Source organism: Paenibacillus sp. FSL K6-1217 (genome assembly GCF_045040735.1).
Taxonomy (GTDB): Bacteria; Bacillota; Bacilli; order Paenibacillales; family Paenibacillaceae; genus Paenibacillus_AQ.
Genome location: NZ_CP150271.1, coordinates 3,492,283 through 3,509,036, shown reverse-complemented (window position 1 = coordinate 3,509,036; position 16,754 = coordinate 3,492,283). Strand labels below are relative to the sequence as shown.

General features: G+C 53.5%; 19 protein-coding genes. All 19 read left to right on the top strand.

Annotated features, from left to right (window positions below):
- The first annotated feature begins 7 nt into the window (after positions 1-7).
- The 19 genes from murC to MHH28_RS15355 all read left to right on the top strand — a co-directional run bounded on the left by murC (position 8) and on the right by MHH28_RS15355 (position 16,750).
- A complete protein-coding gene (murC, locus tag MHH28_RS15445) occupies positions 8-1,384 on the top strand; it encodes a UDP-N-acetylmuramate--L-alanine ligase (RefSeq protein WP_405117118.1) in 1,377 nt (458 codons plus the stop codon).
- Positions 1,385-1,552: 168 nt separating this feature from the next.
- The gene (locus MHH28_RS15440) at positions 1,553-2,734 is read left to right on the top strand and encodes a glycosyltransferase family 4 protein (RefSeq protein WP_405116363.1); all 1,182 of its coding nucleotides are present in this window, start codon (positions 1,553-1,555) and stop codon (positions 2,732-2,734) included.
- A 175-nt stretch (positions 2,735-2,909) separates the two neighbouring features.
- Positions 2,910-4,097: a glycosyltransferase gene (locus MHH28_RS15435; RefSeq protein WP_405116361.1), complete on the top strand. Its 1,188-nt coding sequence runs from the start codon at positions 2,910-2,912 to the stop codon at positions 4,095-4,097.
- Between the two features lie 91 nt (positions 4,098-4,188).
- Positions 4,189-5,529: an SPOR domain-containing protein gene (locus tag MHH28_RS15430; protein ID WP_405116358.1), complete on the top strand. Its 1,341-nt coding sequence runs from the start codon at positions 4,189-4,191 to the stop codon at positions 5,527-5,529.
- Between the two features lie 235 nt (positions 5,530-5,764).
- A complete protein-coding gene (locus MHH28_RS15425; protein ID WP_036698966.1) occupies positions 5,765-6,010 on the top strand; it encodes a DUF4321 domain-containing protein in 246 nt (81 codons plus the stop codon).
- Between the two features lie 37 nt (positions 6,011-6,047).
- The gene (locus MHH28_RS15420; RefSeq protein ID WP_405117116.1) at positions 6,048-6,653 is read left to right on the top strand and encodes a Maf family protein; all 606 of its coding nucleotides are present in this window, start codon (positions 6,048-6,050) and stop codon (positions 6,651-6,653) included.
- 25 nt (positions 6,654-6,678) lie between these two features.
- On the top strand, positions 6,679-7,368 hold the full coding sequence (radC, locus tag MHH28_RS15415) for a DNA repair protein RadC (protein WP_405116355.1): 690 nt from the start codon (positions 6,679-6,681) through the stop codon (positions 7,366-7,368).
- Positions 7,369-7,407: 39 nt separating this feature from the next.
- Positions 7,408-8,442, top strand: a complete 1,035-nt coding sequence (locus MHH28_RS15410; RefSeq protein WP_405116352.1) for a rod shape-determining protein — start codon at positions 7,408-7,410, stop codon at positions 8,440-8,442.
- Positions 8,443-8,509: 67 nt separating this feature from the next.
- Positions 8,510-9,379, top strand: coding sequence for a rod shape-determining protein MreC (gene mreC, locus MHH28_RS15405; RefSeq protein ID WP_405116350.1), 870 nt, complete (start codon positions 8,510-8,512; stop codon positions 9,377-9,379).
- Entirely contained in the window at positions 9,379-9,909 is a 531-nt protein-coding gene (gene mreD, locus MHH28_RS15400; RefSeq protein ID WP_405116347.1) for a rod shape-determining protein MreD, read from the top strand. Before mreC ends, mreD begins: the two co-directional genes overlap by 1 nt.
- Positions 9,910-9,990: 81 nt before the next feature.
- Positions 9,991-10,650: a septum site-determining protein MinC gene (gene minC, locus MHH28_RS15395; protein ID WP_405116344.1), complete on the top strand. Its 660-nt coding sequence runs from the start codon at positions 9,991-9,993 to the stop codon at positions 10,648-10,650.
- 5 nt (positions 10,651-10,655) lie between these two features.
- Entirely contained in the window at positions 10,656-11,450 is a 795-nt protein-coding gene (gene minD, locus MHH28_RS15390; protein WP_405116342.1) for a septum site-determining protein MinD, read from the top strand.
- Positions 11,451-11,617: 167 nt separating this feature from the next.
- Positions 11,618-12,478: a peptidoglycan DD-metalloendopeptidase family protein gene (locus MHH28_RS15385; protein WP_405116340.1), complete on the top strand. Its 861-nt coding sequence runs from the start codon at positions 11,618-11,620 to the stop codon at positions 12,476-12,478.
- Positions 12,471-13,313: a M50 family metallopeptidase gene (locus MHH28_RS15380; protein WP_405116337.1), complete on the top strand. Its 843-nt coding sequence runs from the start codon at positions 12,471-12,473 to the stop codon at positions 13,311-13,313. Before MHH28_RS15385 ends, MHH28_RS15380 begins: the two co-directional genes overlap by 8 nt.
- Positions 13,314-13,346: 33 nt before the next feature.
- On the top strand, positions 13,347-14,588 hold the full coding sequence (locus MHH28_RS15375) for an Rne/Rng family ribonuclease (protein WP_405116335.1): 1,242 nt from the start codon (positions 13,347-13,349) through the stop codon (positions 14,586-14,588).
- 201 nt (positions 14,589-14,789) lie between these two features.
- Positions 14,790-15,101, top strand: a complete 312-nt coding sequence (gene rplU / locus MHH28_RS15370; RefSeq protein ID WP_341017227.1) for a 50S ribosomal protein L21 — start codon at positions 14,790-14,792, stop codon at positions 15,099-15,101.
- A 12-nt stretch (positions 15,102-15,113) separates the two neighbouring features.
- Complete coding sequence (locus MHH28_RS15365) at positions 15,114-15,449, top strand: ribosomal-processing cysteine protease Prp (protein WP_036698984.1); 336 nt, start codon at positions 15,114-15,116, stop codon at positions 15,447-15,449.
- 17 nt (positions 15,450-15,466) lie between these two features.
- Positions 15,467-15,778, top strand: coding sequence for a 50S ribosomal protein L27 (gene rpmA / locus MHH28_RS15360; protein ID WP_020429282.1), 312 nt, complete (start codon positions 15,467-15,469; stop codon positions 15,776-15,778).
- Between the two features lie 231 nt (positions 15,779-16,009).
- Entirely contained in the window at positions 16,010-16,750 is a 741-nt protein-coding gene (locus tag MHH28_RS15355; protein WP_405116331.1) for a Spo0B domain-containing protein, read from the top strand.
- The last annotated feature ends 4 nt before the right edge of the window (positions 16,751-16,754 follow it).

The window sequence follows — 16,754 nt, the reverse complement described above, 5'->3', positions numbered from 1 at the left end:
CGAACTGTTGGATACTACTGAACGTGTGCATTTTATAGGGATCGGCGGCTATGGCATGAGCGCGATTGCCCGGGTGATGCTGGAGATGGGATATACAGTTACGGGCTCTGACGTAGCTGCACAAGAGTTAACGGAGAAATTGATTGCCAAAGGTGCCAAGGTCTTCATCGGGCACACGGCGGAACAGGTAAAAGGCGCGGATCTGGTCGTCTATTCCACGGCGCTTGCAGCGGATAACGTGGAGTGGGTGGAAGCGGAGCGGCTGAAGATTCCGATTCTGCACCGTTCGCAGATGCTGGCGCGGCTGCTGAATCAGCGGAAGGGAGTAGCTGTTGCCGGAGCGCACGGCAAGACTACCACCTCCTCTATGATCGCTTTGGTCATGGAAGACTGCGGCGTGGACCCTACGTATATTATCGGCGGGGAGATTATGAATGTCGGCACGAATGCCAAAGCGGGACAAGGGGAATTCGTTGTGGCCGAGGCCGATGAGAGTGACGGCTCATTCCTGCAGTACCATCCGTGGCTGGGGATTGTAACGAATATAGAGGCCGACCATCTGGAGAATTACGGCGGCGACTTCGGCAAGCTGAAGGACGCTTATGTTCAGTTCATGAATCAGCTGCGCGAGGACGGAACGGCTATCGTGTGTGCGGATGATGAGAATCTGAAATCCCTGCTGCCTAAGGTGAAAGGCACAGTCATCAGCTATGGAATCGAATCAGAAACGGCTGATTATAGAGCGACTGATATTGTTCTCGGCGACCGCCAGGTATCCTACACCATGAATCATGGAACAGAGGTGCTGGGCCGTATTGAGCTCTCTATTCCGGGACAATACAATCTGTATAATTCCATGGCGGCAGTAATTTCCTGTCTGAAATCGGGCATTGCCTTTGAAGCCATTGCGGCTGCGATTGTGAAATTCCACGGTGCCAAACGGCGTTTCCAGGTGCTGGGCGAGGTTGACGAGATTCTCGTTATTGATGATTATGCGCATCATCCTACAGAGATTCAGGCTACGATCAGCGCCGCCAAAGCAACCGGCAAACGCATTATCGCCGTGTTCCAGCCGCAGCGCTACACACGTACCTTCTTCCTGCTGGATGCGTTCAGCCGTGCGTTCAGCGAGGCCGACGAAGTGATTATCACCGATATCTATTCCCCTGCGGGCGAGAAGCAGATTGAGGGAGTCACCTCCGCCAAGCTGGTAGAGCTGATTGTGCAGAACAGCAACGCCGGTGCGCGGCATCTGCCTACGAAGGAAGCGGTGCTGGCTGATCTGCAGAACCGGATTGCTCCCGGTGATCTGGTCATCACCATGGGTGCAGGCGATATCTGGAAGGTCGGCTATGCGCTGGCAGACAGCTTGAAGAACCGGTAAAATAGCATGCATTGGAATAAAAGCGGCCCCACATTCCTTCAATAAGGAGTGTGGGGCCGCTTCTTTTAGGTTCTAGGTTAATGGTACCGCCTGCAACTTTGGGTAATAGATCCTAGATGTCCTGGGTAGTCCATGACAATTGACCAATAGAGAGTAGGAGAACAAGCCATGAAGGAACCGTTGCTATTCATTTCCGCAGAGAATCCATATCCGCAGGACAGCGGGGGCAAGCTGAGAACAGGCAATATTCTGAAGCTTCTGCTTACCAAATATGATGTGGATCTTATCACCTATGCCAATCCCCGGAAGATAGGGGCGCCGGAGATGCTTCCGTCACTTAGGGTGCATGAAGTGAAGCGTACGGTCAGCTACAGAAGAGCGCTTCTGCGTTCCCTGTATACCTGGCGTAATTGTTCGTATATGAGTCATGTCGATGTGGACATGAAGGACAAGATCAAGGAGCTCTGCAGCCGCCGGTCCTACAGCCATGTATTTATATCGCACAGCCTGCTGGGCTGCTGCATTGACATGGTTCAGCGCTCCCTGCCTGACACTGTAATCATTACAGATGCGCATAATTTTGAGAGCGGCTTGTCTGCACAGCTTGCAGGCGGGAAAAAGGGGATTGCCAAGCTCTACTATTCCCTTAATGCCGGATGGACACGCAAGGATGAGCTGAAGCTGATGGACAAGACCGGTCTGCTGCTGGCCACCTCGGAAGAGGATGCTCTGGCCTTCAAGGCGCTGGCCCCAAGCCAGTCGCATAAGGTTCATGTCATTCCTAATTTCATACGGATAGAGGATTACCGGACCAAGACGCTTTTGCCCAAGGAGCAGTGGATTATCCTTCCGGGTAATATGAACTACTTCCCTAACATTAACGCAGCTCTCTACTTCTACAACGAGGTATATCCGCTGGTTAAGGCGAGGGTACCGGATATCAAATGGTATATTGTCGGACGGGATGTGCATCCGGAGGTAGCGGCGCTGGCCTTGAAGGATTCCTCTATCGTCATCACCGGATATGTGGATAGTGTAGCGGATTATATACGCAAGGCGCAGGTGGTCATTGCTCCGCTGCAGGAAGGCAGCGGGACACGGCTGAAAATCCTGGAGGCCTGGGCGCTGAAGACCCCTGTGGTCTCAAGCACTAAAGGGGCGGAAGGGTTGATCTGCGAGCATTCGCGGAACATTATGATTGCCGATGATCCGGTTTCTTTTGCCGATAGTGTGACACAGCTCCTTCAGGATCATGAAAGAGGAGTAGTGCTCGCGGACCGTGCCTACGAGACTCTGCTGGCACATTATGAGGCGGAAAGTGTCAAGGATAAGCTGCTTCGCCTGGTCTGAAGGGATGCGGAAGGTGAAAAAATTATTTTCCTCCATAAATCGACAACCTTCTCAGGGGGACTGCGTTACTATAGATCTACATCGAAAGTTTCACAATCCTGGGCTGGATGTCATCCGGCCTTTTTTGCTTCGTACATATTCACACACATTTACATAGAACCAAGGAGCTATAGCCATGAGAGAGAGAATGCTGTTCCTGTCTGCCCGGAGTCACATGCCGGCAGACCGGGAAGGAGACCTAAGAACAGAGAATTTCCTTGATATTCTGCTGGAGCGGTTTGATATTGATCTGCTGGAGTATTGTCACCACCGCCGCGAGACGCAGATTCTGCGCAGTCCGGCCCTGACCGTGCATCAGGTGAAGCGGCCTGCATCCACCCGCAGAAGCCTGCTGTTTCCGCTGAACAGGCTCCGCTCGGATGCCACGATGATCGGCAATGACAAGTCGCTGCGGGCGGTCATTACCGGGATGTGCAGCCAGCATGCCTACAGCCATGTGTTTGTTTCGTATGCCATGCTCGGCAACGGGCTGGACCTGGTCTCTTCCCTGCTTCCCGGTGCTGTTATTGTCACCGATGCCCGCCGTACAGGCGGCCTGCAGGTGCAGAGCAGGGCGGCTGGCAAGCGGGGAATCAGCACAGGCTACCGCAAGCTGAATGATGCGCTGATCCGCCGCGAAGAGCGCCGGTTAATGAACAAGACCAGTCTGCTGCTGGCCGCTTCAGAAGAAGAGGCGCTTTCCTTCAAGGCGGTATCCTTTGCCGATGCGGGCAAGGTGCATGTAGTTCCGCCTTACATTGACCTGAGCACACTCCCTTATGCGGCTGCCGGAGATACAGCCAGGGATAACTCCATCGTTCTGCACTGGGACATGCATTCCACTCACGGCAAGAATGCAGCGTTGCTGTTCTTCAAGAAGGTATATCCGCTGATTCAGGCCGCGGTGCCGGATATCCGGTGCTGGATTATCAGCCGTGAGGTGCATGCAGAGGTTGCGGCTGCCGCCCGCAAGGACTCTTCTATTCTAATCATCGGGGAAGCTGACCAGGCAGCCGATTATATCCGCAGGGCCAGAGCTGTGGTTGCCTCATGCTGCGGGGACTGCGGCAGTCAGAGCAGCATTCTGGAGGCCTGGGCCCTCCGTACCCCGGTGGTCAGCAGCCTGAAGGGCTCGGAGGAGCTGATCTGTGAGCCGGGGCGGAATATTCTGCTGGCTGGAACAGCGGCTGGTACTGCCGATCATCTGATCAGGCTGCTGACTACGCCGGAGCTCGGCTCCATTATTGCGGATCAGGCCTACCGGACGCTTAGCGAGCATTATGCCGCAGACGGAGTGAAGGCGAGGCTGCTTAGTCTGGTGTAAATATATTAAAATAGCATATCTCTCTCGTATCTTTCATATCTTTCAGTATAGAACTGAAGATGGCGAGGTGAGGGTATTGAGTAACGGAAGAATGACATTCCGGTTCGACGGGGACCAGGGAAGACAGCGGACAGAGACGGTAGACCTCCAGGCGGTGAAAGAAACCGGTGCGGTTCCGGAGGATAAGGAGACTGACAAGGTGCAGCGCCGGGGGGGTCATCCATCCTCTTTTTCCAAGACCGGTGAATATATTGTGGATCTGGAGAAGGTGGAGTTGCCCCGGTCTGTAGAGTCAGCTTACATGAAGCCCCCGGGCTCCGGCCGCCGCAACCGGGATACTCCTGAGGATAGCTATGATTTGGGGCTGTATTCGGTTGTCCGTCCTGCTTCGGCAAGGAATCTATGGGAACAGGGTGAAGATTCGGAGGAGTATTCCCTTTACGGAGGGGCGGGTGAACAAGGTCTGTATTCAGCAGATGAGCACTACCCGCTGTACGAAGATAACCTGGAATCAGCCGCTGACAGTTATGGTCAGCCGGGCGCTCAGGGGAACAGCTACGACGGCTCCTATCATACCCGCCGTCCCTCGTATTGGTGGAAGTTCGCACTGTCCGTAGCAGGGGCGCTGGGAACGGGAATCCTGCTCGGATACGCCGCCCTGTCGTTCATAACAGGAGGGACGGGGGAGACGGGTACCGCTCCCGGCAATGCGGCGGTTAAGACGGGAATCACTCAGGGGCAGAAGGCGGCAAACAGCGATACCGCAGCAGAGATTACGGGCGTGCCTGCTGAGCAGACGGGAGAGGCGGCGTCGGTGCAGGTTCCGGTTCAGGTTGCGGCACAGAGCTATTATCTGCTGCAATATGGCGTCTTCAGTACACCGGCAGGGGCGGAGCAGGCCCGGCAGGAGCTGCTGACCGCAGGCCTTGCCGCAGGTCTTGACCCGGCTGACGGCAACCGTGTATACGCCGGGATGTCTCCTGACCGCGAGCAGGCCAAGCTGCTCAGCAGTGGCCTCAAGGGACAGGGGATCGAGCTGTATGTGAGGGAAGTGGCTCTGCCAGCTGTGAACCAGGTCCGCTATACCGGAACAGCGGAGGCGGTGGACAGCTATTTCACACTCAGCAGCCAGCTGTTAAGCGAGCTCAGCAGCCTGTCTGCTTCCCTGCTTGGCGGGGGGGACAGCGGGAACGGCAGCGGAGCGGTAAGTGATCTCCATATGCAGTGGTCCCAGGCGGTCAAGGCACTGGAACCGGGCCTGACTCCCGAAGGGCAGAAAATCGCCGCCGGGCTGGAGAAATCCATGAGCCGGGGAATAGCCGCCCTGAACGAGTACAGCAAGAATAAGGCGGAGGGGCTGCTCTGGGAGGTGCAGGAGGCCATGATGAGCTTTCTGACCGGCCAGAAAAGCCTGTTGTCCGCCATGAGCTGACCGCTTAGGCGCCAGCATTACTAACGGGCCGCTAAGCATAGGATAAAGGATCCCCCGTACCGGGCAGTATGCCCGGCGGGGGATTGCTGTGTTTCAGGGTGGATCCTCTTGCGAATGATGAAATTTGCCGGCTGTGTGCGTGGTAAACATTTCCTGGATGGATTTTGAGTTTGTATTGATCTCCGTTTCACCGTATAATAATTAGGGTGTCAAAAAATGGCGAGGGAAGACTTGAATGAAGAAGAAAAATGTAGGAACACTGCTGTTATTTCTTATTCTGGGCTGGCTGGCCGGAGCCTGGATTGCCAAGCTGCTGGAACCTGTACAAGCTTTGTCTTTTCTTACAGCTTCGACTGTGCTCAAGTGGTCGCCGCAAGCCGATTTAGACATCATAACCTATGACATCACAATCCATTTGAAACTGTGCCTGCTCAGCCTTGCCGGGATTATTACAGCCGTATGGCTGTACCGCAGGCTGTAGCCTTAGCTGGCAGCATCAGGAAGGGACGTTAATCACAGTGGAGCATGACAACAACACACGGCATATTATTTTGGCCTCAGGTTCGCCGCGGCGGCGTGAGTTGTTAGCCTCGCTTGGCCTGCCCTTCGAGGTGCTGTCCAGCGATGCTGATGAGAGTACGCCGCCTGAATGGAGTCCTGAAGCTATTGTACGGAATCTGGCCCTGCGTAAAGCAGAAGCCGTGATTCCTGTTGCCGGAGACCGGGATGCCGTTATTATCGGCAGCGACACGATTGTTGTGCTTGACGACATGGTGCTCGGCAAGCCGGCGGACGAGCAGGACAGCGCCAGAATGCTGGGCATGCTGCAAGGCCGGACGCATCAGGTATACACCGGGGTGGCCTGCATCGGTTCCGCAGAAGGACGTACCCTGGTAGATCATAGGGTAACCTCTGTAACTATGAGAGCAATGAGCGAAGATGAGATCTCCGCTTACATAGCGACCGGGGAGCCTGCCGACAAAGCCGGCTCTTACGCGATACAAGGACTGGGCGCCACCCTGGTGGAAGAAATTGAAGGCTGCTATTTTAACGTGGTCGGTCTGCCGCTGTCACTGCTGAGCGGTATGTTGTCCGGGTTTGGCATTTCGGTGCTGAACCGGTAAGGTAGCCGAAGAAAGAAGGTTAGGGATGGAGTCGCAAACATTTATGCTGCGTGACCTCCCCCATGAAGAACGACCACGAGAGCGCATGATGCATTATGGGGCGGAATCATTAAGTCAAGCGGAGCTTCTGGCTATTCTGCTGCGCACAGGTGCGCACCGTGAATCAGCCATCCTTATCGCCCAGCGGCTCTTGAGCCATGCAGGCGGTCTCCGCGGACTGGCGGATCTGAGCATTGAAGAATTGACGACAATCAACGGCATCGGCCCTGCCAAGGCCGTGCAACTCAAAGCAGGCATAGAGCTGGGAAGACGCATGGCGAATTCCCGGCTTACCGAACCGGTCACCATCCGCAGTCCCCAGGATGCGGCGGAGATTCTGACCGAACAGCTGCGTTATTTGCAGAAGGAGCATTTTATCTGCCTGTTCCTGAATACGAAGAATCATGTTATTGCGCAGGAAACATTGTCTATGGGTAGCCTTAATGCCTCCATTGTGCATCCCCGCGAGGTGTTCCGGGCAGCCATGAAATGCAGCAGCGCAGCAATTATATGCGCACATAATCATCCGAGCGGTGATCCTACGCCGAGCCCTGAAGACATCTCCCTGACCTCCAGGCTGATGCAGGCGGGCGAGATTGTCGGTATTGATGTGCTGGATCATCTGGTGATCGGAGATAGCAGCTACGTAAGTTTGAAAGAGAAAGGCTACATGTAATACAATTGTCTAGATTCACAAGGAAAAGGAGCATACAAGATGTTAGGTGGTTTTACGAAAGACTTAGGAATTGACTTGGGGACAGCGAATACGCTTGTCTACGTGCGCGGTAAAGGGATTGTTGTCAGAGAGCCGTCCGTGGTAGCCATTAATACAGACAGCAAGACGATTGAAGCCGTAGGGGAATCTGCCAAAAAGATGATCGGACGCACACCGGGCAACATCCGTGCCATCCGTCCGATGAAGGATGGGGTCATTGCCGATTTCGATACTACAGCAACGATGATCAAATATTTCATCCGCCAGGCCCAGAAGCAGCGCTCGATGTTCCAGCGCCATCCGAATGTCATGGTGTGTGTTCCCTCCGGTATTACTGCCGTTGAACAGCGTGCGGTAGAGGATGCTACGAAGCAGGCCGGAGCGCGTGAAGCCTATATTATCGAGGAGCCTTTTGCTGCTGCCATCGGTGCGGATCTTCCTGTATGGGAGCCGACCGGAAGCATGGTTGTCGATATCGGCGGAGGTACTACCGAGGTGGCGGTAATCTCGCTCGGCGGTATTGTTACCAGCCGTTCTGTACGTGTGGCAGGGGATGATGCAGATGAGTCCATCATTCAATACATCAAGCGCCAGTATAATCTTATGATCGGTGAACGTACCTCCGAGCAGCTCAAGATGGATGTGGGCTCTGCCCTGCCGCTTGAGAAGGCCGAGACGATGGAGATCCGCGGACGCGATCTGGTAACCGGTCTGCCGAAGACGCTGACCATTACCTCCGATGAGATTTGTGAAGCTCTGTCCGACACCGTGAATGCGATTGTTGAAGCCGTGAAGGTTACGCTGGAGAAGTGTCCGCCGGAGCTGGCTGCCGATATTATGGACCGCGGCATTGTGCTTACGGGCGGCGGCGCGCTTCTGCGCAACCTGGACAAGCTGCTGGCGCGTGAGACCGGAATGCCGGTGATTGTGGCCGAGAATCCGCTGGACTGTGTTGCAATCGGCACGGGCAAGGCACTGGAGAATATCCACTTGTTCAAGAGCCGCAGCGGTTCGGGCCTTCGCTCCAAACGCTAGGATCATACTGACTGTGAACGTCAACCCCTGAGGTTGGAGAAATACGGTTATTAGAGGGTGCTCGAGATTGTTCAAACTGTTTAACAATAAACGACTGTTTATATTGCTGATTACGCTGGTTACGTTTATCGTTCTGATGGGCTTCAGCCTGGGGCAGAGGAAAACCCTGTCCTGGCCGGAGAACTTCCTCAGGGATACGACCGGATTCGTACAGAAATTGTTCTACAAGCCCGCTGGATACGTAGCGGGCTTCTTCCAAGATATCGGAACTCTGAATGAGCTGGCTGAGGAGAACAAGCAGCTTAAGATTCTGGCTGCGCAGTACGCCCGGGATAAGGCGCAGTTGAATTTTATTAAAGCTGAGAATGAGGGCTACAAAAAAGATCTTAAATTTACGGAAGCCCAAAAAAACATGTATAAATATGAATATCTGATCGCCAATGTTGTCAGTGTAACGACAGAGCCGGGCAATAATTCACTTGTCATTGATCTTGGGGAGAAGGATGGCATCCGGCTGAATATGTCTGTAACTTCTGTCGAGGGCCTTGTAGGGGTCATAAGCAATGTAAGTAAATTCACCTCTACCGTGAAGCTGATGACCATGATGGATAGCAAGGACCCCAATTCACAGCCTCCTATATCGGCAACCGCTGTTAACAAGGAAGGCAAGACCTTTGGGATGATTGAGAGCTACGACCAGCAGACCGGAATGCTGCTGATGAACAAAATTCCCGTAGGCGATCCGATTGCCAAGGACGATATGATTATTTCCTCTGGCGGCGGGGGAATGTATCCCCGTGGAATGACTATCGGCCAAGTGCAAGAAGTCAAGATAGGGCAGTACGGGTTCACCTCAACAGCAATCATCAAGCCAGCAGCAGGATTCCAGGACTGGAAGGAACTCTTCGTTGTCTATACGGAGGAGCGTGTAGAATAGTGAGGATGCGCAGACCTGTCCTGGTACTTTCCTTATTCTTTTTATTTATTCTCGAAGGCACAGTGCTTCCCTGGCTGATTCCTGACGCCTGGCAGATGCGTATCATTCCTGATCTCGTCTTCATCGTCATTCTGTTCGTAACAGTATATCACCACCGGCATACGGCGCTTATTCTGGGCTTATCCTTCGGGATGCTGCATGATGTGGTCTTCTATGGCCGCATTCTGGGGGCTCATTCCTTCGCTATGGGCTTATCTGCATACATGATTGGACTGATCTTCCAAATTCCCCGCGCTCCGCTGCCGCTGATGATGACAGTGGTGCTGCTCGGCAGTCTGCTGGAAGACAGTATTCTGTTTGCCATTTATAATGTATTTAATCTAAGCCAGGAGCCTTACAATTGGGCGCTCCTGCATCATATGCTGCCTACCATGCTGATTCATTTTGCTGCAGGCCTGCTTCTCTACATTCCGCTCCGGCGCCAGCTGGAGCTGCTGAAGAAAGAGACGCTTGATGAGGATGCTGCCTAAGCGGCAGCGGTATTTTCTTATCGCCCAAAGAAGGAATTTGCCCGGCCCGGCACGAATGAATGAGAATAGGGGGACAGGCATATGACAGTTAAATCCAAGCATGTAAGGATCAAGGGCATCAAGGATGGCCTGGTATTCCTGTTAGACGACAAGTGTCCCTTCGAAGACCTCTTAAGCGAGCTTCGTTACAAGCTGGAGCACAGCCATCAAAATATTCTGACCGGACCGATTGTGCATGTGGATATTAAGCTGGGCAACCGTGCGGTTACTGAAGAAGATAAAGAGGCGGTACTGGAGATCCTCAAGAGTCAGGGGAATCTGCTGATCCGTTCGGTTGAAGCTATTGAAGATCCTGAAGAGAAAGATCCGGAGGCCTTGTTCATGATGAGCGGAATGCTCCGCTCTGGCCAGGTGCTGCATCATGAGGGCAATCTGCTGTTCCTCGGCGATGTGAATCCGGGAGGAACGATTACCTGTTCAGGGGATATCTATATTCTTGGCGCGCTCAAAGGGATGGCCCACGCCGGGATCAACGGTAACCAGGAGGCAATTATTGCCGCTTCCCTGCTCGCGCCCACCCAGCTCCGGATTGCTGAGATTATCAGCAGGCCCCCGGATGAATGGGGTACCCGGGAGAGCAGCATGGAATTTGCTTATTTATCAGGCGGCGCTATGCAAATCGACAAAATTCATAATATAGTGAAGTTACGTCAGGATTTAAATGTGTTTAAAGGGGTGTAGCCTCCATGGGAGAAGCGATTGTCGTAACCTCGGGCAAAGGCGGAGTTGGCAAGACAACCACAACAGCCAACATTGGGACCGCGCTTGCCCTGCAGGGCAAAAAAGTATGTCTGGTGGATACGGACATTGGACTGCGGAATCTGGATGTGGTCATGGGGCTGGAGAACCGGATTATCTATGATCTGGTCGATGTGGCGGAGGGCCGCTGCCGTCTGAATCAGGCATTGGTCAAGGACAAGCGTTTTGATGAGCTGTACATGCTGCCCGCAGCCCAGACCAAGGACAAGACGGCCGTTACACCGGAGCAGGTCAAGGATATCATTCTGGAACTCAAGAAAGAATATGAATATATTCTGATCGATTGTCCGGCCGGAATTGAGCACGGCTTCCGCAATGCCATTGCCGGTGCCGATAAAGCAATTGTGGTCACGACTCCAGAGCATGCTGCGGTGCGGGATGCAGACCGGATTATCGGTCTCTTGGAGCAGTCGCATGTGGAATCTCCGAAGCTGGTGGTGAACCGCATCCGGCAAGGACTGGTGAAATCCGGGGATATGCTCGATATCGAGGATATTCTGCAGGTGCTCAATATTGACCTGATCGGGATTGTGCCCGATGACGAACAGGTCATCCGGGCGGCGAACAACGGAGAGCCTACCGTGATGAATCCGGACTCCTTAGCAGCGATAGCCTACCGTAATATTGCCCGGCGTATTCTTGGCGATGCAGTACCGCTGATGCAGCTTGACCAGAAGCCAGGCGCCTTCAAGAAGCTCAAGAAATTTTTTGGAATGGGCTGAATCCCGGCCACGCACTTATAGATGGCGATCTTCCGTTAAGAGCCCGCTTGCTGAGAGATCAGCAGCGGGCTTATTTCTGTTGCGCAGGAACTTGGACAGGGCTTGTTCTAAAGCGGCTTCCGCCACTCATAAAATGAAAGTAAAACAAGCCCGCCGGAGGGATCAATATGGAATACCCGAGAGAGTCCAAGAACCGCCGCAAGAAACGTATACAAAGTCTGCTGGAGGAGAAGCCGGCAGCGGGAGCAGCACCAGAGCTGTTCCGTTTGCCTGACAGTCCTTCTTCATTCAGAGAATGGGGGGCAGGAGACAGGAATGAATTTGCCTCTTCTCCTGAGCCTGACCCCGAAACGATGTGGAAGCAGCAGCGTAACCACTGGGAGGATGAGGACGGGCGGGGACCGGGACAGGGATTCCGTGCAGGTCTGCTGCGGCGGACGGTGGCCAGTCTGCTGGTCTTCGGCGCTGTATGGGGCATATTTGCCGTGCAGGAGCCATGGGCAGTGAAGGCGCAGTATTTTATTACAGACATTCTCAGCAATGATATGGACTTTGCAGCGGCACAGGTGTGGTATGAGGAACACTTCAATGGAGCCCCTTCCTTCATTCCGATCTTCGGAGATGAACAGGTACCGGCGGAGAAGGTGACAGCCGCCCATGAGCTTAGCGCCCCGCTTGCGGGAAGCATTGTGCGTCCCTTTGCCACTTCGCTTACCGGCATTGAAATCATACCGGCAGACGATTCAAGTGCCAGTGTCACGGTGAAAAGTGTAGATACGGGCCGTGTACTGGCCGTGTCGAAGGAAGCCCGGGGAGGCATCCGTATTACGGTCCGCCATACCGGGGAGATCACAGCAGAATACGGTCACTTGAGCGGGACGCGGCTCGCGGTGGATGACTGGGTACAGAGCGGAGACGAAATAGGCTGGATTCAAGGGACGGAGGATGCCCGGGTCCCGCTGCTATTTTTTGCGGTTATGAAAGACAAGTCTTATATTGATCCCGCCGAAGTGGTATCGTTTGATTAGGATCTACGGCATTGAATTGTCGCTGCATCCGCTCTTCGTGCTGATTCTTATAGTTTCTGTGTTTACCGGACAGTTCCTGGAGCTGCTCACGCTGTTCCTGATCGTATTCATTCATGAGCTTGGACATGCATGTGCGGCGCTGCTGGCCGGAGTCACCGTCAGATCGGTCCAACTGCTGCCGTTCGGCGGCGTTGCGGTAATAGAGGATCACGGGCGGCTTACGGCTGTCCGTGAAATTGGAATTGCCCTGGCCGGACCCCTGCAGAACGGAATAATGATTCTGATGGCGCTGGCGCTCAAGCAGGTGGAGTATGGAAATGTTGCCTATCTGGATTATTTTATCGGAGCCAATGCGATGATTGCTCTGTTCAATCTGCTCCCGGTGCTTCCGCTGGACGGAGGCAAAATCCTGCAGGCTGCCCTGAGTCTGCTGCTTCCGTATTATTACACGCTGCTGTGGACCGGCAGAGTCAGCATTGCGGCCAGTCTGCTAGTGATCGTGTTCGCACTGCTTCCGCTGGGGAACGGTGGCGGTCTCCGCCTTAACCTGCTGATGATCGGAGCGTTTCTGCTCTATTCCAATTGGGAGGACCAGCGCAATTTGCCGTACCGGTTTGTTGCCTTTCTGATGAACCGTGAGCGGATCTATGAGCGGTATCTGCTGGCGGAGAGCATTGCCCGCCCGATAGTTGCCCCGCTTGCGAAACCTTTGGATGAGATATTGCGTCTATTTAAACGTAACCATTATCATTATATCTATGTGATGAATGGCGACCGGGATATTGTAACCGTTGTGCCGGAGCAGCGTCTGATTGCTTCTTATTTCGGAAAGTAAAAGCGAGAAATGATTCAAACCAGAGGTGAAGCCATGAAACAAATGATCGTTCACTGTACACAGCATATTACCCGCATGGCACTTCTGGAGAACGGGAGGCTGGTGGAATATGCGGCTGAACGCGATCAGCAGCAAGGTCTGGTCGGGAGTTATTATAAAGGCCGGGTAATGAATGTGCTGCCGGGTATGCAGGCGGCCTTTGTAGATATTGGACAGAAAAAGAATGCGTTCCTCTATGTAGATGATGTACTGCATCCCCATCTGGACAAGCAGCCGGAGGTCAAGCCTTCGATTGAGACGCTGCTGCAGCCGGGCCAGGAGATTGTCGTCCAGGTGAGAAAAGAGCCGCGGGGCGGCAAGGGCGCGCGGGTAACCACGCATTATACGCTGCCCGGACGCTGGATGGTATACATGCCCTTTGCCGAATATGTCGGGGTCTCCAAAAAAATAAGCCGGGAATCCGAGCGCAGCCGGCTCAAAGGCATCGGCGAGCGGCTGCGCCAGGGTGAGGAAGGTCTCATTATGCGCACCGTCTCCGAGGACGAGCCGGCGGATGCCGTGGAGGGGGATCTGGCTTTTCTGCGGGCGCAGTGGGAAGTGATTACCCGGCGTTCCAAGGAAGCGGAGGCGCCCGCCCTGCTGCACTGTGATCTGAGCATCGTCCAGCGGTTCATCCGGGATGCCTTCAATCCGCAGCGTGACGAGCTGATGATTGATTCGGCCAAAGCGGTTAAGGAGGCGGAAGCCTTCCTTGCGGATATGGCTCCTGAAGGGTTCAAGCCTGTAGGATTCTACAGGGGGCAGGAGTCTATTTTCTCCGCTTACGGAGTAACGGATCAGCTTCACAAGAGCTTCGGCCGTAAGATTATCCTCGAAGGCGGGGCTACGCTTATCTGGGATGAGACAGAGGCCTTGACTGTTATTGACGTGAACACAGCGCAGTACACCGGCGGGACGAACCTTGAGGATACGGTGACACGGACCAACCTGCTGGCTGCGGAGGAGATCGGGCGGCTTGTCCGGCTCCGGGATACGGGCGGCATTATTATTGTTGATTTCATTGATATGGAGCGGGAAGAGCACCGCAGGCAGGTGACGGACAAGCTGGAGAGCATTATCAGCCGGGACCGGACCAAGACGCATATTCTCGGCTGGACCCATCTCGGTCTGCTGGAGATGACCCGGAAGAAGGCCAGACATGATTCTGCCGGATTTGCTCCGGTTACCTGCCAGTGCTGCGGCGGTACGGGCAAGGTGGGGACATGGCTGGAGTAGAAGAGACGACCAAAGGATGTATTTGTTTTGTGGGAAGATATTGACTTGGACTTATATCTATGATAATATCTTCAAGTATGTGTTTGGTTGTTCCAATCCTGCACATGCTGTAACCGCTCCGATCGGGTAGATGAAGCGTAATTCCTCCGGGGATTGCCACCTTGACTAGGCGAGTCTGAGACATGAGGAGGTGCAAGTACAATGTATGCAATTATCGAAACTGGCGGTAAACAATACAAAGTCCAAGAGGGCGATGTTTTGTTCATTGAGAAGCTGGAAGCTGAAGACGGCGCAAGCGTAACGTTTGACCGTGTCTTGGCTGTTTCTAACGAAGGTGGTTTGACTGCAGGAACTCCGCTGGTAAGCGGCGCGTCTGTAACAGCCAAAGTCGAGAAGCATGGTAAGGGTCAGAAGGTTGTAGTTTACAAATACAAACCTAAGAAGAACTACCACAAGAAACAAGGCCATCGTCAACCGTACACCAAAGTAACTATCGAGAAGATTCAAGCGTAAGAAGGTGCGTTAATGATTAACGTGCGGATTACACGGGCTTCTGCTCAGGGTGTCATTGTCGGTTTTGCCGTCAAGGGGCATGCGGAATACGCAAGGAACGGCAGGGATATCGTCTGCGCGGGTGTTTCGACCGTTACGGTGGGAACTGTGAATGCGATTGAGAGCCTGACCGGTGTCGTTCTGGATACTTCGATGAAGGATGGATTCTTAAGCGGAACCCTGGTTCCCGTGAATGATCCCGAAGTCTCCGCCAAGGTACAGCTTCTGCTGGAGTCCATGGTGCTGATGCTCAAGGATATTGCTAAATCCTACAGGAAATATATTCAGATACAGGAAGTCATCATTTGAAGAAGGAGGTTGACAACATGTTGAAATTGGATCTTCAATTATTCGCATCGAAAAAAGGTGTAGGTTCCACAAAGAACGGACGTGATTCCCACTCTAAGCGTCTTGGCGTGAAACGTGCTGACGGTCAGGCAGTAACCGGCGGTAACATCTTGGTTCGTCAACGCGGAACCAAAATCCACCCGGGCACGAACGTGGGCATCGGTAAGGATGACACACTGTTCGCACTTGTGGACGGTGTAGTGAAGTTCGAACGTTGGGGACGCGACCGCAAAAAAGTGAGCGTGTATCCGGTGGATGTCGCTCCGGTAGCAGCGGCACTGGAAGCGTAAGCTTGCAGAACCTATGAAGATGAGAAGCCTCCGGCATCAGTGCCGGGGGCTTTTTTTGAAACTATAAGGGTTTATATGTTTCACGCTATCGAAGCTTAAGCCTCACTTTGTGTGGGGATTCTGGTGATTGCGGAGAAAGCCTGTGGTATACTGGAAAATGGTGAATATGAAGCAAGATGAGCAGTGCTTACATTGGAATCAATTTTGCGAACCAAGGGACGGGGAGAAAGAATGAAATCCTGGAAAAGTAAGGTCTGGGCAGTCATGTTATCCGCAGTGTTTCCTTTAGGTCTCGTGTATTGGCAAACCTCCCTTTTCACATGCCTGCTGCTCGGAATCTGGGTAGCGGCAGTGCTTGCATTCAGCTTTGTCTACAACCGGCGTCAATATGAAGAGGAACTGCGTATACAGGAGAATACTCTGCAGCAGGCGGCAAACCGGACACTCAATCATCATCGTCACGACTGGATGAATGATCTGCAGGTGCTTTACGGATATATCCAGCTGGGCAAGCCTGATAAATCCGTACAATGTGTGGAAAGAATAAAGGAGCGTATTGCGCTGGACAGCCGTATTGCCAAATTGGGAGTGCCTTCCCTGGTATTCTACCTGCAGTCCTTCCGGACGTTCAGAAGCAGTCTGGAGCTGGACATTCAGGTGGAGGAAGGGCTGCAGCTGGAGGACAAGCTGAGTCCCGGGACGGGGTCAGAGCTGACTTCGGTCATTATGCAGACGGTCAGGGCGTACCAGTACAGCGGAATCACGGCGCATGGAGACACGCGGAAGCTTGAGCTCAGCTTTTCACAGGAGGGAAGGGACATTCTGATCTCTTTCAGAGGTGAGGGAGAGCAAGGCAATCCCGAACTGCTTCAGGGGCAAATTTATAATATAGTACAAGGAAAAATCATGAAGGCGGAGCAGGTACAGCCTGCCAAGGGTTATGTGGAACTGCGGTTACCGCTGGAGATGTAAGGAA